The following is a 25,594-nucleotide window of genomic DNA, read 5'->3' as shown; positions in this document are numbered from 1 at the left end:
GGTCGTTCAGTCTTTCGTGAGGTAACCGGCGATCTCGAGGCCGAAGCCGGCGGCCATGCTCGGCATGCGACGCGGCGCGCCGAGCAAGTTCATCTTGTGCACGCCGCATTCGCGCAGGATCTGCGCGCCGATGCCGTAGTTGCGCAGGTCCATGCGGCCGCGCTCGGGCGCTTGCGCGGGGCGTGCGGTGCCGTCGAACTGCGCAAGCAGCTCGGCCGCGGTTTCGCCGCAGTTCAGCAGCACGGCCACGCCCTTGCCTTCGTTCGCGATGTGCGAGAGGCTGGCGTCCAGGCTCCAGGAGTGCATCGGGCGGTTGACTTCGAGCGCGTCGAGCACCGACAGCGGCTCGTGCACGCGCACCGACACCGTGTCTTCAGGCGCCCACTGGCCGCGCACCAACGCGAGGTGCACGCCGCGGCTGGGCTTGTCGACGAAGGCGTGGGCGGTGAAGGTGCCCCAGTTGGTCTGGATTTCGCGGCAGCCGACTTTTTCGACCAGCGATTCGACGCGGCTGCGGTGCTCGATGAGCGCGGCGATGGTGCCGATCTTGAGGCCGTGCTCGGCCGCGAAGATCTGCAGGTCGGGCAGGCGGGCCATCGTGCCGTCTTCATTCATCACCTCGCAGATCACCGAGGCGGGCGAGCAGCCGGCCATGGCGGCGAGGTCGCAGCCGGCTTCGGTGTGGCCGGCGCGCATGAGCACGCCGCCGTCCACCGCCTGCAGCGGGAAGATGTGGCCGGGCTGCACCAGGTCGGCGGCCACGGCGTTGCGTGCCACGGCGGCCTGCACGGTGCGGGCGCGGTCGGCGGCCGAGATGCCGGTGGTCACGCCTTCGGCCGCCTCGATGGAGACGGTGAAGGCGGTGGAATGCTTGGCACCGTTGCGCTGGACCATCGGCGGCAGCTGCAACCGCTCGCACATCTCGCGCGAGAGCGTGAGGCAGATCAGGCCGCGCGCGTGGCGGGCCATGAAGTTGATGGATTCGGCGGTGATGTGGTCGGCGGCGATGACGATGTCGCCTTCGTTCTCGCGGTCTTCCTCGTCCACGAGGATGACCATGCGGCCGGCGGCCAGCTCGGCCACGATGTCTTCGACCGGGGAGATCGGTGCGGGTGCACGGTCGGCGCGCGGGGCGCCGATCGGCGTGACGGAGGCGTTCATTTCGAAGTGTCCTTGGGAGACGTAGGAGAGGGGGTGAGCATGCCGGCCTGAAGCATGCGCTCCACGTAGCGCGCCACGGTGTCGATTTCGAGGTTGACCTTCGAGCCGGCCTTCAGGCCGCCGAGGGAGGTGTTTTCCACGGTGTGCGGGATCAGGTTGATGCTGATCTCGGCGCCGCCTTCGATGTCAGCCACGCTGTTGACCGTGAGGCTCACGCCGTTGATGGTGATCGAGCCCTTGTAGGCCAGGAAGCGCGCCAGCGCGGGCGGTGCGACCACGCGCAGCTCCCAGCTTTCGCCGACCGGCGCGAAGAAGCTCACGTGGCCGATGCCGTCCACGTGGCCCGAGACGATGTGGCCGCCGAGGCGGTCGCTCGCGCGCAGGGCCTTCTCGAGGTTGATGCGGCTGCCTTCGTCGGTCAGGCCGGCCGTCTTGTCGAGGGACTCCGCGGAAATGTCGATGGTGAATTGCCCGCGTTCAGGTGCGAGCGTGGTGACCGTCATGCAGGCGCCGTTGAGCGCGATGCTGTCGCCGAGCCCGACGTCGTCGAGGTAGCCGTCGGGCACCTCGATGCTGAGTCGCTTGCCGTAGGAGGAGGAGGTGCCGAGGTCGTGGATGGCGGCGATGCGCCCCACGCCGGTGATGATTCCGGTGAACATTTCCACATTTTCGCAGACATCGAGGGGTCTTCGGCCCGAAGGGCCGGTTTGCGGCTGCGAATGTGCCGCGCCGCGTGCGCGGCGGCTCAGAAGCGGTCGCGGCCGGCGACGCGCGCGACGATGCGCAGGTCGGGCCCCAGCATGTCCACCGACTTGAATTCGAGCGGCAGCGCGCCTGCGAGCGACGTGAGCGGGCCTTCGGCATGCAGGTGGCTGGCGATGTCGAGCCCGCTGCCGATCAGCTTGGGCGCCAGGTACACCAGCAGTTCGTCCACGCAGCCTTCGCGCAGCAGCGAGCCGTTGAGCTTGTGGCCCGATTCGACATGCAGCTCGTTGACGCCGCGTGCCGCGAGGTCCTGGAGCATCGCGGGCAGGTCGACCTTGCCGTGCAGGTTGGGCAGGCAGGTGATGGTGGCGCCGCGGGCTTCGAGCGCGGCCGCCTTTTCTTCGTTGTGCCGGCTGGCCGCATAGATCCAGACGGCGCGGCCAGCTATGAAAATGTGAGCGTCGGGCGAGGTCTGGAGGTGGCTGTCGACCACCACGAGGTGGGGCTGGCGCGGCGTTTCGACCAGGCGCACGTCCAGCCGCGGGTTGTCTTCGAGCAGCGTGCCGACGCCGGTCAGCACGGCGCCGGTGCGGGCCCGCCAGGCGTGGCCGTCGGCGCGCGCGGCCTCGCCGGTGATCCACTGGCTCACGCCGTTGTGCAGGCCGGTGCGGCCGTCGATCGAGGCGGCGATCTTCATTCGAACCCAAGGCTGCTTGCGGATCATGCGGCTGAAGAAGCCGATGTTGAGTTCGCGGGATTCGTCGGCGCCCGGCCCGACTTCGACCTCGACGCCCGCCGCACGCAGGCGCTCGAAGCCTTGTCCCGCCACGAGCGGGTTCGGGTCGGCGAGCGAGGCCACGACGCGGCGCACGCCGGCGGCGATCAGTGCGTCGCAGCAGGGGCCGGTGCGGCCGTGGTGCGAGCAGGGTTCGAGCGTGACGTAGGCGGTGGCGCCCGCAGTCGAATGGCCTTGGGCCTGCGCGTCGCGCAGCGCCATCACTTCGGCATGCGGGCCGCCGGCCTGTTGCGTGTGGCCCTGGCCGATCACGTGGCCGTCGGCGTCGCACAGCACGCAGCCGACGCGCGGGTTCGGGTCGGTCAGGCGGATCGCGGAGGCGGCGAGCCGCAGAGCGGTCGCGATGTGGGAGGCGTCGTGTTGGGAAGAGGACATGCCGGGTTCGTTCACGCCTTCTCGGGGGTCAGATGTCGCGCAGCAGCTGCCGGAACTCGTCCACGTCCTCGAAGCTGCGGTACACCGAGGCAAAGCGCACGTAGGCGACCTTGTCGAGTTTCTTGAGTTCGCGCATCACGAGCTCGCCGACTTTCGTCGAATCGATTTCGCGCAGGCCGCTGGCCAGGAGTTTCTGTTCGATGCGCAGCAGGGCGTTGTCGATTTGCTCGATGCTCACGGGGCGCTTGCGCAGCGCCAGCATCATCGAGGCGCGGACCTTGGTCGAGTCGAAGTCGGCGCGGCTGCCGTCCTTCTTGACCACGACGGGGAAATTGACGTCTGGGCGCTCATACGTGGTGAAGCGCTTGTCGCAGGCGCTGCACTGGCGGCGCCTGCGGACGAAGTCGGCGTCTTCCGAAACGCGGGTCTCGACGACCTGCGTTTCGAGATGACCGCAAAAAGGGCATTTCATGCGGCCAGTGCTTCTCTTCTTCTATTTACGAAATCAACGGTAGACAGGGAAGCGGCTCGTCAAGGCGTGGACCTTGGCGCGCACCGCGTCGATGTTCGCCGCGTCGCGCGGGTTCTCGAGCACGTCGGCCACCAGGTTCGCCGTGATGCGGGCCTCTTCGTCCTTGAAGCCGCGCGTGGTCATGGCGGGGGTGCCGATGCGCACGCCGCTGGTGACCATCGGCTTTTCCGGGTCGTTGGGGATCGCGTTCTTGTTGATCGTCATGTGGGCGGCGCCCAGCACGGCTTCGGCTTCCTTGCCGGTGATGCCCTTGGAACGCAGGTCGACCAGCATGACGTGGCTTTCGGTGCGTCCGCTCACGATGCGCAGGCCGCGCGCGGTGAGGGTGTCGGCCACGATCTGGGCGTTCTTGACCACCTGTTGCTGGTAGGCCTTGAACTCGGGCGTCAGGGCTTCCTTGAACGCGACGGCCTTGGCGGCGATCACGTGCATCAGCGGGCCGCCTTGCAGGCCGGGGAAGATGGCGCTGTTGATCGCCTTCTCGTGCTGCGACTTCATCAGGATGATGCCGCCGCGCGGGCCGCGCAGGCTCTTGTGCGTGGTCGAGGTCACGATGTCGGCGTGCGGCACCGGGTTGGGGTACACGCCCGCGGCCACGAGGCCGGCGTAGTGGGCGATGTCGACCATGAAGATCGCGCCGACGTCCTTGGCGACCTTGGCGAAGCGTTCGAAGTCGATGTGCAGCGAGTAGGCCGAGGCGCCCGCGATGATCAGCTTGGGCATGTGCTCATGCGCCTTGCGTTCCATTGCGTCGTAGTCGATGGCTTCATTGGCGTCCAGGCCGTAGCTCACCACGTTGAACCACTTGCCGCTCATGTTGAGAGGCATGCCGTGGGTCAGGTGGCCGCCTTCGGCCAGGCTCATGCCCATGATGGTGTCGCCGGGCTTCAGGAAGGCGAGCATCACGGCTTCGTTGGCCGAGGCGCCGCAATGCGGCTGCACGTTCGCGGCGTCGGCGCCGAAGATCTGCTTGACGCGATCGATGGCCAGTTGCTCGGCCACGTCGACATGCTCGCAGCCGCCGTAGTAGCGCTTGCCTGGGTAGCCTTCGGCGTATTTATTAGTGAGCTGCGAGCCCTGGGCGGCCATGACGGCCGGCGAGGCGTAGTTCTCGCTGGCGATCAGCTCGATGTGATGTTCCTGGCGCGCGTTTTCGGCTTGAATGGCGGCCCAGATTTCGGGATCGGTCTGTTCGACCAGGATATTGCGTTGGTACATGGCAGTCCTTTGAAGACGAGGTCCTTGTTCAACCAAACAAGGGCTGCCCAGGCGAACGGCTGAACGCCTGTTGTGGTCAGGCGGCACGCTTCCCAGTGGTATTCCACGTCAGCGCGTGGCACCTTTTTCAGGGTGCTGCGCCTATCGCCAGTCGCGTACAGGCCGAGTGTAGCGCAGGCCTGCACGCATCCAGGCCGGGAGGGCCGGCAAGGCCTCAGGAAACTGCGGAGAGCAGGGCGACCTTGGCCGGCTCGCTGCCGGTGGCGGGCTCTTCACCCGCGGGCTTGGCCGGCGCCACGACCGGGATCGGCTGTGCGCGCGCCGTGGTCGGCGGCGGCACGACCATCGTCGACGGCGCACGGCCGGCGGCGACCTGGCGCAGGCGCTCGTGTTCGGCCAGCACCTTGGCGGCATAGCCGCCGTCGTCGTCGAGGTTGGCGGCGCCCACGTAGTAGCGCAGGCCGCCTTCGAGCGAGCCGGCGCGGGCGATGCATTCCTGCAGCACCTTCACGCCGACGCGCATGTTGGTCACGGGGTCGAAGGCGGTGAGCGTGCCGCCCGCGCTTTCGTACTTGTCGCCGTGCACGCGGGTCATGACCTGCATCAGGCCCTGGGCGCCGACGTGGCTTTGCGCGAACGGGTTGAAGCTGGACTCGATGGCCATGATGGCCAGGATCAGCGTCGGGTCGAGCTTGGTGCGCTTGCCGATCTGGTAGGCCTCGGAAACCAGTACGCTCAGCGGCTCGGCCGCGACGCGGTACTTCTTGCTGAGCCAGTAGGCCACCGCCGCCTGCTGCTTGGGCAGCTCGTCAGGGCTTGCGGCCGTAGTGCGCTCGATGGCGGTCGGCTCCAGGTCGGTGGGTTCGGGCGCGGGCTTGCGCGACTGCAGCCAGCCCATCAGTTGTTCCTCGCCGGTCTTGCGCAGGTCGGGACGCGCCACGAGGGCGAGGGCCGCGAACACGATGGCCAGGCCGACCAGCGCAAACCCGTTGTGGGTGATTTCAAAAAAGCCGTCTGCCACATCGGACACGAAGGTCCGTAGCCCGCGGGCTGTGGCATCAAACGCCTTGCTCATCGCTTTTTTCCTTTCTGTGCGGCACCTGGCATGCAGCGCCTGAAAGGGCGGTGGATGAAGGCAGCGGCGCTTGGATTGGTATGTACGAATCAGGCTCCGCGCATGGAGGGGGTGTGGGGTAGGGAGCGCGGCGGCCTGATCACGCCGGTGGAATTCGGCAGCGGATTCAGGGAGGCCCTGCTGCGTCCGGCAGCAAGGGCAGGCGGGATTCTATCGTGGCTAAATACACGGTCAAGCATAAGGATTTGGTTTCATATGTTAATAAGTGCTTGAAGAATCCCTCCGTCCGAGGGGCTTCCAAGGGGGGCGGGCCTACGGGAAATCCCTTGGAAAAAGGGATTTGCAAAGGAAGGGTGAGACGCCTAATCTGGACGGGCCTGAGGTTTCAGGCGTTTTTCCGAAGTCAGGCAGTCCGAGGTGCAAGTCAAGGACTCGAACGATGGAGGACTCCACGGCGGCAATCTCTTGCTGCCAGCACGGCGGGAACCATTACTTCCGGTCGCGCGAATCGATGGCATGGGTTTTGAGCCCGCCATCAAGCCCGGTGACAAGACACTTCGTCGACTCACCGGGCTTTCTTGTTTGTGGGGCTCACACTTTCGGCCTACCGATCCTGTCGAGGGGCGCGCGGGCATCGCAATGCCTCGCCAAAAGGGAACGCATTCACGTTTCCGCAGACTTTGTTGGCATCTGTTTGCGGCACACTTCTGCGGATGGATGCTGCTTCGATCAAACAGAACAAATGGGTGCGGCGTGGGGTCGTCGCGTTGCTGGTGTTGTTGGCCCTGTGGGTCATCGCGTGGCTGGCGGTGCCGCCGATCGCCAAGAGCCAGCTCCAGAAGATCGCGAGCGAGAAACTGGGCCGGCAGGTCACCGTCGGCAAGATCGACTTCAAGCCCTGGACGCTCGAGCTCGCACTGAATGACCTGCGCATCGCCACCGCCGACGGCAAGCAGCCGCAGGTGGCCATCAAGCGCATCTATGCCGACGCTGAATTGCAATCGCTGTTCCGCCTGGCGCCCGTGATCGACGCGGTGACGGTCGAGGCGCCCGCGGTGCTGCTCACGCACCTGGCCGACGGCAAGTACGACATCGACGACATCCTGGCCAAGCTGGCCTCGGGCCCGCCGCCCGATCCGAAGGCCGAGCCCGCGCGCTTCGCGATCTACAACATCTCGATCAAGGACGGCGCGGTCGACTTCGACGACCAGACCGTCAAGCGCCGGCACGAGCTGCGCGGCTTCATGCTGAACGTCCCGTTCCTGAGCAACCTCGCCTCCAAGCGCGAGATCAAGACCGAGCCCAAGCTGGCCTTCGCGCTCAACGGCAGCCAGTTCGACTCGGCCGCCTTCACGACCCCGTTCGCGCAAAGCCGCAAGACCGACGCCCACGTGCAGTTCAAGGGGCTCGACCTCGTGCCCTACCTGGGCTACATCCCCGGCGGCCTGCCGGTGAAGCTGCAGGCCGGCAGCCTGGATGCCGACCTGAAGATCGATTTCCAGCAGACCAACACCATCGGCCTGAAGATCACGGGCACGGTCGAGGCCCATGGCGCCAAGCTGGGCGACGCGCGCGGGCGCGACCTGCTGGGCTTCGACTCGCTCAAGCTGGCGCTGGCCGACGTGCGACCGCTGGAGTCGGTGTTCCACCTGAGCGAGGTCGCGCTGGCCAAGCCGCAGCTGGTGGTGGCGCGCGACGCCGCCGGCCAGCTCAACCTGATGGCCACCGACCCGGCGACCGGCGCGGCCGAAAAGGCGGCGCCGCTGCCCGCGCCCGCCGCCAGCGCCCCGGGCGGCAATCCGGCCGCCGAGAAGCCCAAGCTCAAGGTGCAGGTCGACAAGATCGCGCTCGACGGCGGCCGTGTCGGCTGGCGCGACGAAACCGTCAAGCCCGCCGCAGCCATCGACCTCACCGACCTCGGCATCAACCTCACGGCCGTCACCTGGCCCATGGAAAAGCCCGCGCAGTTCGACGGCAGCACCGCCGTCGCGGGCGCCACGCTGAAGTTCAAGGGCAACGCCACCGACAAGGTCGCTGACGTGCAGACCGAGGTCGAGGCGCTGCCGCTGTCGCTGGCCGCGCCGTACCTGGCGCAGAGCCTGGAGCCCACGCTCGACGGCAAGCTCAGCGGCCAGATCGACGTGTCCTGGGCCCAGCCCGACCTGAAGTTCAAGGCGCGCCGCCTGGCCGCCGACGGCCTGGCGCTGACCCAGGCCAAGACCGCGCTGGCCAGCGTCGGGCGCTTCGAGCTGGTCGACGCCGAGGTCGACATGACCAGGCACACCTTGAACATCGCGTCGTTCACCGCGACCAACCCCAAGGTGAGCGTCGAGCGCGACAACGAGAAGCGCTGGATGTTCGAGCGCTGGCTCAAGACCCCGGCCGGCGGCGCCAAGGTGGCGGCGCCCAAGCCGGCCGACGCCGGCGCGGCGCGTCCCAACAGCGCCAACACCAAGCCCTGGGCGCTGACGCTGGGCACGCTGGCGGTCGACAACGGCAACCTGTCGTATGCGGACAAGGCCGGCTCGGCGCCGGTGGCGATCGAGGTCACGGCCTTCAAGCTGCTGGCCCAGAAGATCGCACCCGACACCAACACCGTCTCGCCGCTGCAGGTGTCGGGCCGCATCGGCGCGGGCCGCCGCGCGGACCCGGGGCGCTTCGACTACAAGGGCAACATCGTGCTCAAGCCGCTGGCGGCCGAAGGGCGGCTCGAGGTGGCGTCGTTCCCGGCGCATGCCTTCAAGGCCTACTACGCCGACGCGCTCAATGTCGACATCCGCCGCGCCTTCGCGAACTACCGCGGCACGGTGCGCTACGCGAGCGCGCCGGCCGGCATGAGCCTGAAGCTGGCCGGCGACACCGCGCTGGACGACTTCCGCGCCAACAGTGTCTCGCTGACCCAGTCGCCGGGCTTCGACCGCAACAACAGCCAGCTGCTGAGCTGGAAGACCCTGAGCCTGCGCGGCCTGCAGGTCAGCCTCGCACCCAACGCGGCCCCGACGGTGGACGTGCGCGAAACCACGCTGACCGATTTCTTCGCTCGCGTGATCGTCGATCCCACCGGCCGCCTGAACCTGCTGAGCCTGACCAAGAAGGGCGAGGAAGCCTCGAAGGCCGCCGCGGCCGCCGCCACCGAAGCCAGCACCAGGAAGGGCCCGGGCGGCACGACCACCACGACCCGCGCGCCGGCCGCCTCGGCGCCGCAGCGGGCTTCGGGTGGTGCGCCGGTGTCGGCCGAAGCCATGGTCGGCGGCGCGTCCGAGCCTGCGCCGGCCGCGTCCGCACCGGCCGTGGCTGTCGCGCCGGCGGCCGACAGCGGCCCGGCGCCGGTCATCAACTTCGGTCCGATGAGCCTGGTCAACGGCAAGATCGACTTCACCGACCTGTTCGTCAAGCCCAACTACTCGGCCGACCTGAGCGAGCTGACCGGCAAGCTCAGTTCCTTCTCGTCGAACCCGCCGAACGGGCAGGGCGGTCGACCGGCGCTGGCCGACCTCGAGCTGCGCGGCAAGGCGCAGCAGACCGCGGCGCTGGAAATCACCGGCAAGCTCAACCCGCTGGCCAAGCCGCTCGAACTCGACATCACGGCCAAGATGCGCGACCTCGACTTGGCGCCGCTGTCGCCGTACTCGGTGCGCTACGCGGGCCACGGCATCGAGCGCGGCAAGATGAGCATGGACGTCAACTACAAGATCGCGCCCGACGGCCAGCTCACCGCCACCAACAAGCTGGTGCTCAACCAGCTGAAGTTCGGCGACGAGGTGGCCGGCGCGCCCAACAGCCTGCCCGTGCGCCTGGCCGTGACCCTGCTGGCCGACCGCAACGGCGTGATCGATGTCGACCTGCCGCTGCGCGGCTCGCTCAACGATCCGCAGTTCAGCATCGGCCCGCTGATCTTCAAGGCCGTGGTCAACCTGATCGTCAAGGCCGTGACCGCGCCGTTCAGCCTGCTGACCGGCGGCCTGGGCGGTGGCGGCAGCGGCGACTCGAGCGCCATCACCTTCGAGCCTGGCAGTTCCACGCTCAGCAGCGGCGCGAAAGAAAGCCTGGACAAGGTCGTGAAGGCCCTGACCGAGCGGCCGACGCTGCAGATGACGGTGGTGGGCACCTCCAGCCTCGAGAAGGAGCGCGACGCCTACCAGCGCCAGCGCCTGCGCCAGCTGACCCAGGCCGAGAAGCGCCGCGTCGCCGTGCGCGGTGGCCAGACCGGCACCGAGGTGGCGCCGGTGACCGATGCTGAATACCCGGAGCTGCTCACGGCCGTCTACAAGCGCTCCGACATCACCAAGCCGCGCAACATGGTCGGCCTGGCCAAGGACCTGCCGGTGAAGGAAATGGAAAACCTGCTACTGGCCAGCGTGCCGGTCGACGAGGAATCGATGCGCCAGCTCGCCGTCGAGCGCGGCGCCGTGGTGCGCGACTACCTGCTGGCGCAGAAGCTGCCGAGCGAGCGCCTGTTCCTGGGGGCCGTGCGCACCACGGCCAGCGGCAACGACTGGAAGCCCGGCGCCGAGCTGAGCCTGACCATGAAATAGCCGGCGGGGCCTGGCTTTTCGCCTCGCCTTGCCATATATCTTGCGGGCCCTTTCCAGCCCGCTGAACGGTGCGCGCCGCAGTTCCGACACGGAATTCGGCGGGCTGTTCGCCAACTGGGTGAAAATGTCGATGTGCGCCGGCCTTTGCCGGCGCCTTCGCTTTCTCTACCAAGACAACGATTTCGCGCAGTGACCTCTACTTCTTCCAAGCCACACGACCTCCAGGCCCTCGACACGCTCACCGGCGGCGCCTTCACCGCGCCGACCTCGGGCGAGCGCGCCGCGCGCATCCGCGACTGGCTCGCGGGCAACCCTTCGTCCGAGCAGATGCAAGAGGTCTTCAAGGAGTTGAGCGGCCGCGACAAGGGCGCCGCGCGCCTGCTGCGCGAAAAGCTCGACGAAATCAAACGCGCCAAGGGCCAGGAAGCCATCGCCGCCGAATGGGCGCAGAAGGCCGAAACGCTGCTGGCGCAGTCCAAGCTCAACATCGCCGACGCACTGGCCTGGCAGCGTGACGCCGCCAAGGCCGGCGCGCCGCTGTCGCGCGAACCGCTGGCCGGGCTGAAGGCCCAGTTGGCCGAGCGCGTCAAGGGCATCGAAGACCTGCAGCACCGCGCGCAGGTCCACCGCGAAGCCGCCGTCTTGCTGGCGCAGCGCTTCGAAGTGCTGTCCACCAAGGGCTGGAAGGACGCCCAGGCCGCCGAGGAATCGCTGCGCGCCGACGTGACCCACTGGCAGCAGCAGGCCGCCGACATCGTGGCCGACGCCAACTGGAACAGCCTCGACGCCAAGTTCGCGCCCCAGCTCGAAGCCTCCAAGTCGCAGCTGCTCGTGGTGTCCGATTCGTTCCACGGCGCGCTGGCGCAGGCCGTGGCTGCGGCCGCCGATGCCGCCGCGCCGCTGCCGCCGGTGCCCGTCTGGGCCGACGAACTGCGCGCCGCACGCGGCGAAGTGGTTGCGCCCAAGCCCGCCGCGCCCGCCCGTCCCGCCGCACCCAAGGTCGACCCGGCCGTGCGCGCCGCGGCGCAAGACGCCGTGCAGGCCGCGCTCGCCAAACTCGAACAGGAAACCGCCGAAGGCCACGGCAAGGCCAGCGCCGGCGCTGCCGCCGCGCTGCGCGCCGTGCTCAAGGAGCACGGCAAGCTGGTCGACGCGCCGCTCGAAGCCCGCGTGCATGCCGCACTGGTCGCTGCCGGAGAACTCGAAGGCTGGCAGCGCTGGAGCGCCGACAAGGTCCGCGAAGACCTCGTCGCCAAGGCCGAAGGCCTGCTCAAGCGCCCCGAAGGCCAGGCCCTTGGTGGCCGCAAGATGCAGGAAACCCTGCGCGCCCTGCGCGACCAGTGGAAGCAGGCCGACCAGGGCGGCGTGCCGAACCACGCGCTGTGGAAGCGTTTCGACGAAGCCTGCAACGAAGCCCACAAGGTCGTCGAGGCCTGGCTCGAGAAGGTGCGTGCCGATGCCGCCGAACACCGCGCCCTGCGCGTCGCGCTGATCGAAGAGGTCAAGGCCTGGGCCGCCGCGCATGCCGGCGCCACCGACCTGAAGGCGCACAACCGCGCGCTGCACCAGTTTGCCGACCGCTGGCGCGATGCCGGCCACGTGGGCGAGAAGGTGTTTGCCGAGCTGCAACCGCTGTGGAACGAAGCCTTCGGTGCTGCCCGTGCCCCGTTCGAAACCGCGCAGAAGGCCAGCGTCGAACGCCGCCAGGCCATGATCGCCGAGGCCACAGAGCTGGGCGCCCAGCCGATGCTGCGCATCGACGCCGTGAAGGCGCTGCAGCAGCGCTGGCAGCACGAGGCGCAGAGCGTGCCGCTCGACCGCCGCCACGAACAGAAGCTGTGGGACGCGTTCCGCGCACCCATCGACGAAGCCTTCAACCGCAAGACGGTCGAGCGCGAAAAGGCATCGGCCGCCATGAGCGAGCACGATCGCTACGTGCTCGACGCGTCCAGGGCGCTCGACGCGGCCAATGCCGGTGGCGACGCACAGAAGATCCGCGCCGCCATCGCCGGCCTCGAAGCCGCGCTGCGCGGTGAAGTGCCGGCGCCTGCATCGGCTCCCGCCACCACGAGCGACGGTCCTTCGGTCGGCGCAACCGGTGTCGAAGCCCCCGGCCAGGCTGCCGCCGAGTTCGGCGAGAGCGCCGAGCAGACGCCGGGTTCGAGCGATGCCGAAGCCACGCCGTCCGCACCCGCGGCAGCTGCGGCCGACGCGCCCGACCTGGTCGCGCCCGCAGACGGCGCCGATGCTTCGGCCCGCAGCGACAGCGCCGCGCACGAAGCAGGTGAAGCCGCAAGCGTCGCGCCGGCCGCACCGCCGAAGCCCGCACCCAAGCCCGTGGTCGCCATGCGTGGCGACGACCGGCCGAGCAGCAAGAAGGCCGAAGCCGCACCGGCCGCTCGCGGCACGGGTCGCTTCGGTGATCGCCGCGACGGTGGCCGTCCTGGTGCCGGCGGCCCCGGCCGTCCGAACGACCGCGGCGGCCCGCGTCCCGATGCCCGTGGTGGCGATCGCGGCGCACCGGGCGGTGGCCGTTTCGGCGACCGTCCGCCACGCGAAGACCGCGGCCCGCGTCTGGGCGATGCCGCCTTCCGCGCCCAGCGCGAGGCGCTCGAGCGTGCCGATATGGCGCTGCGCAAGCTGGCCGCGCAGGCCCACGGCGAAGCGCTCACGCAGGTGCTTGGCGCCTGGGAGCAGCGCGATGCCGCCCGCCTGCCGAGCGTGCAGGAACTGGGCCGTGCCGTGACGCCGGCCGTGCGCACGCAATGGTCGCAAGCCGTGGGCGCCGCACCGACGGCCGCCGCGAGCGATGCCGCCGAAGCGCTGCTGCGTCTGGAGATGGCCGCCGAAGTGCCGACGCCCGCCGAGCAACTCGACGCACGCCGCGCGCTGCAGCTCAAGCTGCTGACGAAGCGTGGTGATCCGACGCCGGCCCAGACCTGGGGTCAGGACGCCGGCAAGGTGCTCGCCGCCGCGCACGACGCCGCCACTGCGCGCCGTCTGCAGAACGCACTGAAGGCCTTGCTGCGCAAGTAAGGCGCCAGCGCGCATTCATGAGAAAGAGCCCGCCGCGTGCGGGCTTTTTCATGCGTGTCGACCCGTCCCGGCTCAAGGCAGCCTGGCCAGGATCTTGTCCATTTCCCCGGCGGTATAGGCGCGCAGGGAGCGCGTGCGCACATTGCCCTGCATGGCGATGGCCAGGCTGAATGCACAGAGCGCCTGCTCGTCCTCGGACTCCAGCACGCAGACCACATCGCAGTCGCCCATGGTCCAGAAGATCTCGCGCATGTTGACGCCGAGCTTCTGGGCGGTTTCCTTGGCGGCGGCAGCGCGTTTGGTGGTTTCCTTGACGCTCTGGATGCCCTTGTCCGTGAAGCTCAGCATGCCGATATAGGTCACCATTTTCTGCTCCTGTGTTGTTATCCGCGGGGGCGAATCACATGAAGCAACGCCGCCCCCGATGGCGACGCTCCAGGTCATCAGGCGCGCAGCGACGCTGTGGAGGGCGATGGCCGCAGCGATGCTACGCCTGGGGCCTGCAAAGGCAAGGCGCCCCCGATCAGCGCCTACTCAGGACGAGGTATGCGGACCGCGATCGCGCGCGCAAGCAAGGAAACCAGATGTGAGGGGCGGTCAGGCCTGCGCAGGCCGAAAGAACGCATCGAAGAGAACCAGCACTCCCGGGAAGTCCCGCGCGAAGTTCGGCCGATTCACGAAGTAGGCCTCGCAGGCCACCGCGAAGAACTCGCTGATCGAGGTGGCACCGTAATCGTCGAGCCAGGGCGGCTCGGCGCCGAAGCGTTCGGCGAGGATGGTCTTTTCGCGGAAGTCGTCGTAGGCCGGCTGCAGCACGGCCATCCAGGTCGCGCGGGCCTCGCGCGCACTGCGCCGGCCCATGAAGCCGGCTGGCAGCGGCGGGCAGCCGTCGGCGATGCCGTTGCGCATGTCGATCTTGTGGGCGAACTCGTGGATCACGACGTTGTAGCCGCCCTCGCTGCTGACGCTGCTCGCGAGCACGTCCTGCCAGCTGAGCATCACGGGGCCCTGGTCCATCGCCTCGCCGGCGACGACCTCTTCGTACTCGTGCACGACCAGCGCGTCATCGACGACCTTGCGCGGCGCCACCACCTCGGACGGATGCACCACGATGCCGACGAAATCGTCGTACCAGTCGAGCCCGTCCTTCAGGTGCAGCACCGGCAGCACGGCCTGCGCCGCGATGGCCAGCGCCACCTCGTCGGTGATGACGAAGCCCTGCGTGCCGTGGAATTCCTTGTCCCGCAGGAACTCGGCCGCCAGCGTGCGCAGCCGTTGCTGCTGCGCAGGCGGCAAGGCGCCCAGGAAGGCGTAGCGCGTGAGCGTGGCGCGCCAGGCGGCGTCGGGAATCGGGGGCAGGGTGCGCAGCCGGCGCAGCCACTTGAACATCGGCGTTCGGTGTGCTTACCGCAGGTCGACGCGCTGCGCGCCGGCGGCCGACAGGCACAGCAGCTGCGCGCGCGGCGGGTGTGCGGCGGCGTCCCAGTCGCTCAGCACGATGCGACGCAGGCCGTGGCCCAGGTCGTGGACGGCGGGGCGGTGGGTGTGGCCATGGATCAGCGCGCTGGCGCCCGCATGCTGCAGCCATTGGCGGGCAGCGTCGGCGTCCACGTCGGCCCAGAGGGTCGAGGGATCGCGCTTGCGGTCTTCGCTCTGTGCGCGGATGGCGCGGGCGAGGGCGCGGCGCTCTTCCAGTGGGCGCGCGAGGAATGCGGCCTGCCATTCGGGCGTGCGCACCTGGGCGCGAAACTGGAGGTAGTCGGTGTCTTCGAGGCAGAGCGCGTCGCCATGGCTGAGCAGCCAGCGTTCGCCGTGTAGCACCAGCACCGTGGGGTCGTCGAGCAGCGTCAGGCGGCATTGCGCGGCAAAGGCCTTGCCGACGAGGAAGTCGCGGTTGCCGTGCATGAAGAACACCGGCATGCGCTGCGCGGTGCGCTGCAGCAGTTCGGCGCACTGCGCCTCGAAGCCGGGCTGGGCGGCGGCATCGTCGCCCACCCACACCTCGAACAGGTCGCCGAGGATGACCAGCGCATCGGCCGGCGTGGTCTGCAGGTAGCCCTGCCAGGCCTCGAAGGTGGCCAGCTCGCTGGCCTGCAGGTGCAGGTCGGAGATCAGGTCGACGGTGCGCCACGCGGGCGGCGCCACCAGCTCGGAGAAAGCCGGGTTCGCCACCGGGGTCATGCCGCTGCGCCGTGCCTGAAGTGCATCACTCGACAGTGACGACTGCCTTTTCGATCACGACGTCCTCGAGGGGCACGTCGTCATGGAAGCCCTTGCGGCCCGTCTTCACGGCCTTGATCTTGTCGACGACATCGGTGCCGCCCGTGACCTTGCCGAACACCGCATAGCCCCAGCCCTGGGCCGAGGGGGCGGTGTGGTTCAGGAATCCGTTGTCGGCCACGTTGATGAAGAACTGGGCGGTGGCCGAGTGCGGTGCGCTCGTGCGGGCCATGGCCACGGTGTAGTTGGCGTTCTTGAGGCCGTTGTTGGCTTCGTTCTCGATCTCGGCACCGGTGGGCTTTTGCTTCATGCCGGGCTCGAAACCGCCGCCTTGCACCATGAAGCCGGGGATCACGCGGTGGAACACCGTGTTGTCGTAGTGGCCCTTCTTCACGTACTCGATGAAGTTGGCGGTCGACTTCGGTGCCTTCACGCCGTCGAGTTCGAGCGTGATGACGCCGTAGTTCTTGATGTGCAGTTCGACTTGGGGGTTGCTCATGAGTTAGCTCCTTCTTCGGAAACGAGATTACTTCGCCAGCGTGGCGGACTTGATGGTGAGGGTTTCGACGGGCACGTTCTGCATGCCGCCCTTGTTGCCGGTCTGCACGGCGCGGATCTTGTCGACCACGTCGGTGCCGGCGACGACCTTGCCGAACACGGTGTAGCCGTAGCCGTCGGGGTTGGGCGCGTTGAGCGAGTCGTTGTTCTTCACGTTGATGAAGAACTGCGAGGTGGCCGAATTGGGGTTGCCGGTGCGGGCCATCGCGATCGTGTACTTGTCGTTCTTCAGGCCGTTGTTGGCCTCGAGCGGGATCGGCGGGCGCGTGGGCTTTTGCTGCAGGTCGGCCGTGAAGCCGCCGCCCTGGATCATGAAGCCGTCGATGACGCGGTGGAACACCGTGCCGTCGTAGTGCTTGTCCTTGACGTACTGCAGGAAGTTTTCGACCGTCTTGGGGGCCTTGGCCGCATCGAGCTCGACCACGATGTCGCCCGCCGAGGTGGCGAGCTTGACGCGCGGCGCGGCCTGCTGGGCGTGCACGCCGGCGGCGGCGCCGAAGGCCAGGGCCGCGGCCAGTGCGAGGGCGCCGCGGCGGCTGAAACGGGAAAGTGCAGAGGTCGTCAAATGAGGCTCCGTGTGCGGGTGGAGGGGAGGGCAGTGGGCCTGCGATGGCGCAGGTTGGGAGGCAACTGTGTGCGCACCGCCGGATTGCAAGAGGCTGTTACTTGGTCGTGCGGCCCACGGGCTTGCGCACTTCGGCGGGCGCGGCCGGCAGCACGGCCGCATCGGCCGCAGCCTTGGGCGTGAAGATCTGGCGGATCAGCGCGAGCTTGGGCGCGACGCTCGCGTTGGTGGTGGCGAACTGCTGGGCGCGCTGGTATTCCTGGGCCGCCAGGCGCGCGTACACGTCGCCGAGGTTTTCGTGCGCGGTGGCGTAGTTGGGGCTGAGCTTGAGCGCGGTTTCGAGCGCGGCGCGGGCCTGGTCGAACTTGCTCTGCGACGCGTACAGCGCTGCGAGGTTGTTGTAGGGCTCGGGCAGTTCCGGGAAATCCTGGGTGAGCTGCGTGAACGCGGTGATCGCGTCGGCGGTCTTGTTCTGCTCGGTGAGGATCACGCCGCGCAGGAAGCGCATCTGCGGGTCGCGCGGCTTGCCGGCGATGTAGGTGTCGGCCTTGGCCAGCGCCTCGGCGGCCTTGCCCTGGCGCAGCAGGAGGTTGACGTCGTCGTAGTCGTTGGCGTGCGCGGCGAAGCCCCACAGACCGAACAGCAGTGCAAAGGCGATGGGGAGTCTGGAGAACGCGGCGTGCTTCATGAAGCCTCGGCAGGATTGGGGGGGAGCGGGGGCCTGGAGAACACCCGGATGCTGCGCGGCGGCAGCCGTTTATACTGCGTCGCATTGTAGCCGAGGGGCCACGTCGAACCCCTCGTAGCCACGCCCCCCGTCACCCCTGAAATACACCGTTGCTCGCCCGTACCGCACGTGCGCGAATCAACGCTTTCCGAGTCCCATGAGTCTGCGCATCTACAACACGCTGTCGCGTGAATTGGAGGATTTCTCCCCCCTGCAACCTGGACAGGTTCGCATGTACGTGTGCGGCATGACCGTCTATGACCTGTGCCACATCGGCCACGCCCGCATGATGATGGCGTTCGACGTGGTGCAGCGCTGGCTGCGTGCCAGCGGCTATGCCGTGACCTACGTGCGCAACATCACCGACATCGACGACAAGATCATCGCCCGCGCGGTCCAGCGCGGCATCACCATCCGCGCGCTGACCGACGAGGTGATCGCGGCCATGCACGAGGACATCGGTGCGCTGCGCATCGAGCCGCCGACCATCGAGCCGCGCGCCACCGAATACGTGCCGCAGATGCTCGGCATCATTGAGACGCTGGAGCGCAAGGGCCTGGCCTACCGCTCGGACAACGGCGACGTGAACTACGCCGTGCGCAAGTTCCCGGGCTACGGCAAGCTCTCGGGCAAGTCGCTCGACGAACTGCATGCCGGCGAACGCGTCGCGGTGCTCGACGGCAAGCAGGACCCGCTCGACTTCGTGCTCTGGAAATCCGCCAAGCCGACCGAGCCCGACGACGCCAAGTGGGACAGCCCCTTCGGCACCGGCCGCCCGGGCTGGCACATCGAGTGCTCGGCCATGAGCTGCGCCACGCTCGGAGAGACCTTCGACATCCACGGCGGCGGCGCCGACCTGCAGTTCCCGCACCACGAGAACGAAATTGCGCAGAGCGAAGGCGCCAACGGCAAGCCGCTGTCGCGTTTCTGGGTGCACAACGGCTTCGTGCGCGTGGACAACGAGAAGATGTCCAAGAGCCTGGGCAACTTCTTCACCATCCGCGAAGTGCTGCAGAAGTACGACGCCGAGAGCCTGCGCTTCTTCCTCGTGCGCACGCATTACCGCAGCGCGCTCAACTACAGCGACGCGCACCTCGACGACGCGCGCAACTCGCTCAAGCGCCTGTACACCGCGCTCGACCTGGTGGCGCCAGGGACCGTGGCCATCGACTGGACGCAGCCCCACGCGGCGCGTTTCAAGGCGGCGATGGACGAAGACTTCGGCACGCCCGAAGCCATCGCCGTGCTGTTCGAGCTGGCCGGCGAAGTCAATCGCACGAAGTCCGCAGACACCGCGGGCCTGCTCAAGGCGCTGGCCGGCACGCTGGGGTTGCTGCAAGGCGATCCGAAGGCGTTCCTGCAGGCGGGCACCACGCTCGACGAAGCCACCATCCAGGCGAAGATCGAGGCACGCGCGGCGGCCAAGGCGGCGAAGAATTTCGCCGAAGCCGATCGCATTCGCCAGGAACTCCTCGAGCAGGGCATCGTGCTCAAGGATTCGCCCACGGGAACGACCTGGGCGGCTGCACAGTGAACGGAACGACGAACCCCGTACCCGCCACCCAGCAGACCAGCGTGCGCATCTACACGCCGGACTATTGGGAGGAAGCCTGCAAGCACCTGGCCAAGAAAGACCGCGTGATGAAGCGGCTCATTCCGAAGTTCGGCGAGGCCTGCCTCGAGTCGCGCGGCGACGCCTTCACCACGCTGGCGCGCAGCATCGTGGGCCAGCAGATTTCGGTGAAGGCTGCGCAGTCGACCTGGGACAAGTTCGCGGCGCTGCCGCGCAAGCTCACGCCGGCCAACGTGCTCAAGCTCAAGGTCGACGACATGCGCGGCGCCGGGCTGTCGGCGCGCAAGATCGAATACCTGGTCGACCTGGCCCTGAATTTCGATTCGGGCACCGTGCATGTCGACCGCTGGAAAGACATGTCGGACGAGCTCATCATCGAAGAGCTCGTGGCCATCCGTGGCATCAGCCGCTGGACCGCCGAGATGTTCCTCATCTTCCACCTGATGCGCCCGAACGTGCTGCCGGTCGACGACCAGGGCCTGCTCAACGGCATCAGCGTGAACTATTTTTCGGGCGACCCGGTCAGCCGCAGCGATGCCCGCGATGTCGCCGTGGCCTGGGCGCCGTATTGCAGCGTGGCGACTTGGTATATTTGGCGATCGCTGGACCCCGTGCCGGTCGTTTACTAAGGATCACCCCCAGGCTTCGCGCACTTCGTGTCGCTTCGCCAACCCCCTTCGAGGGGGCAACACCGCAGGCCCGGCAAAGCCGGTTCCTCGGTGTTTCTGGAATAAATGCAAAAGAGCCGGATGGCCGGTCAATTGATGAAACAAACAGGAGAAGACGTTGGCGAAACGAACCTTCCTCGACTTCGAGCAGCCCATTGCTGAACTCGAAACAAAGATCGAAGAACTGCGCTATGTACAGACCGAATCGGCGGTCGACATCTCGGAAGAAATCGATCAGCTCGGCAAGAAAAGCCAGCAACTCACCAAAGACATCTACAGCGACCTGACGCCCTGGCAGATCACCAAGATCGCGCGGCATCCGGAGCGCCCGTACACGCTCGACTACGTCAACGAGATCTTCACGGACTTCGTCGAGCTGCATGGCGACCGCCACTTCTCGGACGACCTGTCGATCGTCGGTGGCTTGGCGCGCTTCAATGGCGTGCCCTGCATGGTGCTCGGTCACCAGAAGGGCCGCGACACGAAGGAGCGCACCGCGCGCAACTTCGGCATGAGCAAGCCCGAGGGTTACCGCAAGGCGCTGCGTCTCATGAAGACGGCCGAGAAATTCAAGCTGCCGGTGTTCACCTTCGTCGACACGCCCGGCGCCTACCCCGGCATCGACGCCGAAGAGCGCGGCCAGTCGGAAGCCATCGGCCGCAACATCTTCGAGATGGCGCAGCTCGAGGTACCCATCATCGTCACCATCATCGGTGAAGGCGGCTCGGGCGGCGCGCTGGCCATTTCGGTCGGCGACCAGCTCGTGATGCTGCAGTACTCGATCTACTCGGTGATCAGCCCCGAAGGCTGCGCGTCGATTCTCTGGAAGACCAGCGACAAGGCGCAGGAAGCCGCAGATGCACTGGGCATCACGGCGCACCGCCTGAAGGCGCTGGGCCTGGTCGACAAGATCGTCAACGAACCCGTCGGCGGCGCGCACCGCGACCATCGCCAGATGGCCGCGTTCCTCAAGCGCGCGCTCAACGACGCCTTCCGCCAGGTCAGCGACCTGAAGACGAAGGAACTGCTGGACCGCCGCTACGAGCGCCTGCAGAGCTACGGCCGGTTCAACGACACCAAGGCCGACAACAGCCGCTGAGCGGCTTTCCCTTTTCCATCATGAGCGAAGCCTTCGAACGCGCCATGGCCGCGTTCGAACCGGCGAGCCTGCCGCTGGCCGTCGGCTTCAGCGGCGGCGCGGATTCGACCGCCTTGCTCGCGGCCTGCGCGACGCGATGGCCGGGGCAAGTGATCGCCTTTCACGTGCACCATGGCCTGCAGGCGGCGGCCGACGATTTCGAGCGGCAGTGCGCGCGGCTCTGCGAACAGCTCGGTGTGCCGTTGGTGACGCACCGGGTCGATGCGAGGCATGCCTTAGGCGACAGTCCCGAGGATGCGGCGCGACGCGCACGCTATCAGGCGTATGCCGCCATGGCGCAAGCCGATGGGGCGCGGCCTGCCGTGTCGTCCATTGCACTGGGGCACCATGCCGATGACCAGATCGAAACACTGCTGCTGGCGCTCTCCCGCGGCGCCGGCCTGCCGGGCTTGGCGGCCATGCCCGCGCATGCGGTGCGCGACGGATTGAACATTCACCGGCCGCTGCTCGCAGTGCCAGCGGCCGACATCCGCAGCTGGCTGGTGCAACAGCAGTTGCCGTGGATCGAAGACCCGAGCAACGCCGACGCGCGCTACACCCGCAACCGCATCCGCGCCGTGCTGCTGCCGGCGCTGGCGGACACCTTCCCGCAGTTTCGTGCGACCTTCGCCCGCAGCATCGGCCACGCGGCGCAGGCCCAGCAGCTGCTGGGCGAACTGGCGGCGCAGGACCTGGCCGTGGTCGGTGAACCGCCGCAGCTGCGGCCGCTGCAGGCGCTGTCCCGCGCGCGGCAAGCCAACGTGCTGCGCCACTGGCTGATGCAGTCGCACGGCTGCGCACCGAGCGCGGCGCAGCTCGACCAGCTGCTGGACCAGGTCCGCGCCTGCACCACGCGCGGCCACCGCATCCACCTCAAGGTGGGCGCGGGCTTCGCCGAGCGCAGGGGAGAGCGGCTGCATTGGTACAATGCCCCGCCCTCGCTGAAGACTTCGCTCTGACGGCTTGCAGGGCGCCGCTTTCCAGGCGGCCCTTTATCTTTCTCTGATTTCATCCATGGCATTGATCGTTCACAAATACGGCGGCACGTCGATGGGCTCGACCGAGCGCATCCGCAATGTCGCCAAGCGCGTCGCCAAATGGGCGCGTGCGGGTCACCAGATGATCGTGGTGCCCAGCGCCATGAGCGGCGAAACCAACCGCCTGCTCGGTCTTGCCAAGGAGCTCTCCCCGGGCAAACCCGGCGTGGCCTATCACCGCGAACTCGACATGCTCGCCTCCACCGGCGAACAGGCGTCGTCGGCACTGCTGGCCATGGCGCTGCAGGCCGAGGGCGTGGAGTCGGTGAGCTACGCGGGCTGGCAGGTGTCGGTGCGCACCGACAACTCGTACACCAAGGCCCGCATCGAGAGCATCGACGACGCCAAGGTGCGTGCCGACCTCGCAGCCGGTCGCGTGGTGGTCATCACCGGCTTCCAGGGCGTGGACGACGAGGGCAACATCACCACGCTGGGCCGTGGCGGCAGCGACACCTCGGCCGTGGCCATCGCGGCGGCCATGAAGGCCAGCGAGTGCCTGATCTACACCGACGTCGACGGCGTCTACACCACCGACCCGCGCGTCGAGCCCGATGCGCGCCGTCTGACCACCGTGAGCTTCGAAGAGATGCTCGAGATGGCCAGCCTGGGCTCCAAGGTGCTGCAAATCCGCTCGGTGGAATTCGCCGGCAAGTACAAGGTGCCGCTGCGTGTGCTCTCGAGCTTCACCGCATGGGACATCGACATCAATGAAGAGGCCAAGTCCGGCACGCTGATCACTTTCGAGGAAGACGAAAACATGGAACAAGCCGTCGTATCCGGCATCGCATTCAATCGCGACGAAGCCAAGATCTCGGTGCTCGGCGTGCCCGACAAGCCGGGCATCGCGTATCACATCCTCGGTGCCGTGGCAGACGCCAACATCGAAGTCGACGTGATCATCCAGAACCTGAGCAAGGACGGCAAGACCGACTTCAGCTTCACCGTGCATCGCAACGAGTTCGCGCGCACGGTCGAACTGCTCGAGTCGAAGGTGATGCCTTCGCTGGGCGCCACCGAAATCGTGGGCGACACCAAGATCTGCAAGGTCAGCATCGTGGGCATCGGCATGCGCAGCCACGTGGGCGTCGCGAGCAAGATGTTCCGTGTGTTGAGCGAAGAGGGCATCAACATCCAGATGATCTCGACCAGCGAAATCAAGACCTCGGTCGTGATCGACGAAAAATATATGGAATTGGCCGTGCGCGCACTGCATAAAGCGTTCGATCTGGACCAACCGAGCGCTTAAGTAATGGCATAATTGCGGTTGCTTTCAGGAACTGTGACCGAGTGGCCGAAGGTGCTCCCCTGCTAAGGGAGTATGGGGTGTAGAGCCTCATCGAGGGTTCGAATCCCTCCGGTTCCGCCAGGATTGGCTTCCTGATCACCTTGCAGTGATCAAACAGCCCAAAAGAGCCCCGCCAGTCGGGGCTTTTTTGCGTCTGCTCGCAATGCGTGGCTGCCCGCCGAAAAGGCGAGGCGATGTCTTCAGGACGGCTGCGGTTCGAGCGCGGACAGCGTCGCGATCGGCGCTGTGCCCACATGCAGTTCGCAAGGATCGCAAGGCACCGCAATCTGCCGGCCGTCGAAACGCACCCGCACATGCGGATAGGTCGCCCCGGTGATGGTGCCGAGCCGGCCTTCGCAGACGACGCGATCGCCGCGACGGAACGACCGGCCGAACCGGAGCTTGATTTTTTCAAAACTCATTTCAGTGTCTCCTGGGTGTGCATCCGATGCTCAGCGCACCGGGTCGGATTCGAGCGGTGGCCGCACGAGGGTCGCGGCCGTGTCCTGGAGGATCAGCGCGTGATCCGGGTCGTGGCTGAGGTAGGGGCTGGTCAGCAACTGGCCGATCAGCCGGTCGAAGTGGTAGCGGACCTTGGCCGGCTCGGGGTGCGCGGCGTACAGCGCGCGCAGCATCGAGACGACGGCGCTGGTCTGCGTGGTCAGGACCTCCATGGAACCCAGGCGGCCCGCCGCTTCGAAAACTGCTTGTTGATCTGAGGGGGGCATCCGGGCCTCCTTATTGGGGCGTTGGCATGTCCAACGCAAAAAGAGGCTGAAAGGCTTACTTCGAGAGGATCGCTCCCCAGAATTGGTGATGTCCCGCCTTAGATTCGTGACTTATTTCACGAATTTTTGCTCACTGCCGCTGGGCAGGTGCAGACCCCAACACCTCGGCCAGCACCCGCAAGGCGTCGGTCGCCAGGTCCGAAAAGCGCACCGAACAGGCCAGCATGAGGTTCAGCGGCAGCCCGAAATCTTCGATCAGCGTGCCCTCGGGGTCGCGCAGGCTGCCGTCCGGGTCGCGGCCGACGACGCCGGCCGTGGCGGCGCGCTGCGCATAGGTGCCCGGCGGAACGCCGTAGGCGGCCACCGGAAGGCCCAGCGCAATGGCCACGCCGACCTCGAACACCGTCCCCGAGTCGGGCTCCAGCCCGCGAAACGGCGCGAGGTTGGCAATGACGCCGTCCGCCGACCGCAGCAGCTTCATGTTTTCCTCGTAGATCCGGCGCGCGGGGTCGGGGCCGGCCGCCTTGCCGTCGAACGGTGGCACGGCCGTCATGCCGAGCGCGTCGCAGGCCAGGGCCAGCGCGGCAAAGTACTGCGCGGCGTCGGGCCGGAACACGTCGGGGCCGGCAAGGTAGACCCGTGGACGCGTGGAAGAGGAGGGCATCTGTCGAGTATGCGACCGCCCCCGGCCAGCGCCAACGGGAAGGGCTGCGACCCGGTTGGTTACTTCTTCATCGCCTTGACTTCGGCCATGCCCTTGCTTTCATCGGCCTTGGCCTGCTTCACGCAGGTCGACTTGGCCTCGCCCTTCTGGTCGTCGCATCTTTCCTTGGCGATGCTGTAGGCCACTTCCACCTTGGCTTCGGCCACCTTGCGGGCATTGCCGTCGCTGGGCTTCATCTTCTGGTCGAGCTCGGCCTTGGCGATCTTTTCCTTGCCCTTGGCTTCCTCGACGCAGACGTCCTTGGCGTTGTCCTTCATGGCATCGCAAGCGGCGCGGTCGGCCTTGTAGTCGGCCGAGATCTTGTCGCGGGCCGCCTTGTATTCGGCGACCGCCGGATCGACCGTGGCCGCGGGCGGCGGGTTCACCTGCGCTTGCGCCGACACGGCCGTGAGACAGGACACGGCAACGGCGCACATCCACATGAGCTTTCTTTGCATGGTCATCTCCTTGAAGGCGCCGGCGGTTGCCTCGTTGCGACAAGCGCAAGAGAACCGGCGCCCGAAAACCATCCTAGGAACCGACGGCGCGAGAGCGGTAGGACGCCTCGCGAAGCCGCCGTCAGCGCATGCTGACGCTCAGTGGCCTTCTGTTGTAGTGCCGTGCGCACGCATCTCGCTGCGCAGGGCGCGCTGTCCCGAGGCCAGGGCGAGCTCGTAGCTCTCGACCGGGTCGAAGGCGCAGCGAAGGACGGTGGGATGCGCACCGTCGGTGTCGGTTTCGAGCAGCCGCCAGACAAAGGATCCGGGAGCCGGCTCGTCGATGATGAGTTCGATCGGATGTGTCATGACCTCACGATGGTCGCTCGCATGGTGCCTGTCTGTAGGCGAAGGCCGACCGATGCCGCGCCACGCCGTCAGAACCCCCAGATCTGGTGATGGCCGCAGAGCCGCCGCAAGGGGACACTGCACCTTCGCGCGCGGAGCCTGGGTGATGATTCG

At 67.4% G+C, this 25,594-nt stretch carries 24 protein-coding genes, 1 tRNA gene and 1 riboswitch; of the genes, 8 read left to right on the top strand and 17 right to left on the bottom strand.

Annotated elements, in window-relative coordinates:
- Positions 1 to 6: 6 nt before the first annotated feature.
- The 6 genes from ribBA to VHAB30_RS12210 form a co-directional block, all read right to left on the bottom strand.
- The gene (ribBA, locus tag VHAB30_RS12235; protein WP_159277187.1) at positions 7 to 1,161 is read right to left on the bottom strand and encodes a bifunctional 3,4-dihydroxy-2-butanone-4-phosphate synthase/GTP cyclohydrolase II; all 1,155 of its coding nucleotides are present in this window, start codon (positions 1,159 to 1,161) and stop codon (positions 7 to 9) included.
- Positions 1,158 to 1,820, bottom strand: a complete 663-nt coding sequence (locus tag VHAB30_RS12230; protein WP_159277186.1) for a riboflavin synthase — start codon at positions 1,818 to 1,820, stop codon at positions 1,158 to 1,160. The genes ribBA and VHAB30_RS12230 overlap by 4 nt, the downstream gene beginning before the upstream one ends.
- 86 nt (positions 1,821 to 1,906) lie before the next feature.
- Complete coding sequence (ribD, locus tag VHAB30_RS12225) at positions 1,907 to 3,037, bottom strand: bifunctional diaminohydroxyphosphoribosylaminopyrimidine deaminase/5-amino-6-(5-phosphoribosylamino)uracil reductase RibD (protein ID WP_159277185.1); 1,131 nt, start codon at positions 3,035 to 3,037, stop codon at positions 1,907 to 1,909.
- A gap of 28 nt (positions 3,038 to 3,065) precedes the next feature.
- Positions 3,066 to 3,509 carry a transcriptional regulator NrdR gene (gene nrdR / locus VHAB30_RS12220; RefSeq protein WP_007836918.1) on the bottom strand — a complete coding sequence of 148 codons (444 nt, stop codon included), beginning with the start codon at positions 3,507 to 3,509 and terminating at the stop codon, positions 3,066 to 3,068.
- Positions 3,510 to 3,542: 33 nt separating this feature from the next.
- Positions 3,543 to 4,787, bottom strand: coding sequence for a serine hydroxymethyltransferase (gene glyA / locus VHAB30_RS12215; protein ID WP_139705484.1), 1,245 nt, complete (start codon positions 4,785 to 4,787; stop codon positions 3,543 to 3,545).
- A 38-nt stretch (positions 4,788 to 4,825) separates the two neighbouring features.
- Positions 4,826 to 4,952, bottom strand: a riboswitch (ZMP/ZTP riboswitch).
- A 49-nt stretch (positions 4,953 to 5,001) separates the two neighbouring features.
- Positions 5,002 to 5,862, bottom strand: coding sequence for a lytic transglycosylase domain-containing protein (locus VHAB30_RS12210; RefSeq protein WP_062481551.1), 861 nt, complete (start codon positions 5,860 to 5,862; stop codon positions 5,002 to 5,004).
- Positions 5,863 to 6,575: 713 nt separating this feature from the next.
- On the opposite strand from VHAB30_RS12210, the gene VHAB30_RS12205 reads away from it, so the two are divergent.
- The gene (locus tag VHAB30_RS12205) at positions 6,576 to 10,397 is read left to right on the top strand and encodes a DUF748 domain-containing protein (protein ID WP_159277184.1); all 3,822 of its coding nucleotides are present in this window, start codon (positions 6,576 to 6,578) and stop codon (positions 10,395 to 10,397) included.
- A 189-nt stretch (positions 10,398 to 10,586) separates the two neighbouring features.
- Positions 10,587 to 13,433 (top strand): DUF349 domain-containing protein, encoded by a 2,847-nt coding sequence (locus tag VHAB30_RS12200; RefSeq protein WP_159277183.1) that lies wholly within the window; start codon positions 10,587 to 10,589, stop codon positions 13,431 to 13,433.
- Between the two features lie 72 nt (positions 13,434 to 13,505).
- On the opposite strand, the gene VHAB30_RS12195 is transcribed toward VHAB30_RS12200, so the two are convergent.
- The 6 genes from VHAB30_RS12195 to VHAB30_RS12170 form a co-directional block, all read right to left on the bottom strand.
- Positions 13,506 to 13,799 (bottom strand): GYD domain-containing protein, encoded by a 294-nt coding sequence (locus VHAB30_RS12195; RefSeq protein WP_070060413.1) that lies wholly within the window; start codon positions 13,797 to 13,799, stop codon positions 13,506 to 13,508.
- Positions 13,800 to 14,030: 231 nt separating this feature from the next.
- Entirely contained in the window at positions 14,031 to 14,822 is a 792-nt protein-coding gene (locus tag VHAB30_RS12190; protein ID WP_159277182.1) for a M90 family metallopeptidase, read from the bottom strand.
- A gap of 15 nt (positions 14,823 to 14,837) precedes the next feature.
- Positions 14,838 to 15,614 (bottom strand): UDP-2,3-diacylglucosamine diphosphatase, encoded by a 777-nt coding sequence (locus tag VHAB30_RS12185; protein WP_159277181.1) that lies wholly within the window; start codon positions 15,612 to 15,614, stop codon positions 14,838 to 14,840.
- Positions 15,615 to 15,639: 25 nt separating this feature from the next.
- A complete protein-coding gene (locus VHAB30_RS12180; protein ID WP_070060416.1) occupies positions 15,640 to 16,152 on the bottom strand; it encodes a peptidylprolyl isomerase in 513 nt (170 codons plus the stop codon).
- 27 nt (positions 16,153 to 16,179) lie between these two features.
- The gene (locus tag VHAB30_RS12175; RefSeq protein ID WP_159277180.1) at positions 16,180 to 16,776 is read right to left on the bottom strand and encodes a peptidylprolyl isomerase; all 597 of its coding nucleotides are present in this window, start codon (positions 16,774 to 16,776) and stop codon (positions 16,180 to 16,182) included.
- Between the two features lie 97 nt (positions 16,777 to 16,873).
- Complete coding sequence (locus VHAB30_RS12170; protein ID WP_159277179.1) at positions 16,874 to 17,464, bottom strand: tetratricopeptide repeat protein; 591 nt, start codon at positions 17,462 to 17,464, stop codon at positions 16,874 to 16,876.
- 196 nt (positions 17,465 to 17,660) lie between these two features.
- Here VHAB30_RS12170 and cysS point away from each other — a divergent pair, with 196 nt between their 5' ends.
- The 6 genes from cysS (at position 17,661) to VHAB30_RS12140 (ending at position 23,285) form a co-directional block, all read left to right on the top strand.
- A complete protein-coding gene (gene cysS, locus VHAB30_RS12165; RefSeq protein WP_159277178.1) occupies positions 17,661 to 19,037 on the top strand; it encodes a cysteine--tRNA ligase in 1,377 nt (458 codons plus the stop codon).
- A complete protein-coding gene (locus VHAB30_RS12160; RefSeq protein ID WP_095947831.1) occupies positions 19,034 to 19,705 on the top strand; it encodes a DNA-3-methyladenine glycosylase family protein in 672 nt (223 codons plus the stop codon). The genes cysS and VHAB30_RS12160 overlap by 4 nt, the downstream gene beginning before the upstream one ends.
- A gap of 157 nt (positions 19,706 to 19,862) precedes the next feature.
- The gene (locus VHAB30_RS12155; RefSeq protein ID WP_056582036.1) at positions 19,863 to 20,843 is read left to right on the top strand and encodes an acetyl-CoA carboxylase carboxyltransferase subunit alpha; all 981 of its coding nucleotides are present in this window, start codon (positions 19,863 to 19,865) and stop codon (positions 20,841 to 20,843) included.
- A gap of 20 nt (positions 20,844 to 20,863) precedes the next feature.
- Positions 20,864 to 21,841 (top strand): tRNA lysidine(34) synthetase TilS, encoded by a 978-nt coding sequence (tilS, locus tag VHAB30_RS12150; RefSeq protein ID WP_159272080.1) that lies wholly within the window; start codon positions 20,864 to 20,866, stop codon positions 21,839 to 21,841.
- Between the two features lie 55 nt (positions 21,842 to 21,896).
- Complete coding sequence (locus tag VHAB30_RS12145) at positions 21,897 to 23,165, top strand: aspartate kinase (RefSeq protein ID WP_062480939.1); 1,269 nt, start codon at positions 21,897 to 21,899, stop codon at positions 23,163 to 23,165.
- 27 nt (positions 23,166 to 23,192) lie between these two features.
- Positions 23,193 to 23,285, top strand: a tRNA-Ser gene (locus VHAB30_RS12140).
- Between the two features lie 119 nt (positions 23,286 to 23,404).
- Here VHAB30_RS12140 and VHAB30_RS12135 read toward each other — a convergent pair.
- The 5 genes from VHAB30_RS12135 to VHAB30_RS12115 form a co-directional block, all read right to left on the bottom strand.
- A complete protein-coding gene (locus VHAB30_RS12135; protein WP_062480937.1) occupies positions 23,405 to 23,626 on the bottom strand; it encodes a hypothetical protein in 222 nt (73 codons plus the stop codon).
- A 30-nt stretch (positions 23,627 to 23,656) separates the two neighbouring features.
- Complete coding sequence (locus VHAB30_RS12130) at positions 23,657 to 23,932, bottom strand: hypothetical protein (protein ID WP_095947829.1); 276 nt, start codon at positions 23,930 to 23,932, stop codon at positions 23,657 to 23,659.
- Between the two features lie 130 nt (positions 23,933 to 24,062).
- Positions 24,063 to 24,596, bottom strand: a complete 534-nt coding sequence (locus VHAB30_RS12125) for a nucleoside 2-deoxyribosyltransferase (protein ID WP_062480933.1) — start codon at positions 24,594 to 24,596, stop codon at positions 24,063 to 24,065.
- Positions 24,597 to 24,655: 59 nt separating this feature from the next.
- Positions 24,656 to 25,093 carry a hypothetical protein gene (locus VHAB30_RS12120; RefSeq protein ID WP_159277177.1) on the bottom strand — a complete coding sequence of 146 codons (438 nt, stop codon included), beginning with the start codon at positions 25,091 to 25,093 and terminating at the stop codon, positions 24,656 to 24,658.
- A 138-nt stretch (positions 25,094 to 25,231) separates the two neighbouring features.
- Positions 25,232 to 25,441 carry a hypothetical protein gene (locus VHAB30_RS12115; protein ID WP_139705507.1) on the bottom strand — a complete coding sequence of 70 codons (210 nt, stop codon included), beginning with the start codon at positions 25,439 to 25,441 and terminating at the stop codon, positions 25,232 to 25,234.
- Positions 25,442 to 25,594 lie beyond the last annotated feature (153 nt).

The organism is Variovorax boronicumulans, assembly GCF_009811375.1.
In the GTDB taxonomy this organism is placed as follows: Bacteria; Pseudomonadota; Gammaproteobacteria; order Burkholderiales; family Burkholderiaceae_C; genus Variovorax; species Variovorax boronicumulans.
This window is presented reverse-complemented; position numbering and strand designations above follow the sequence as displayed.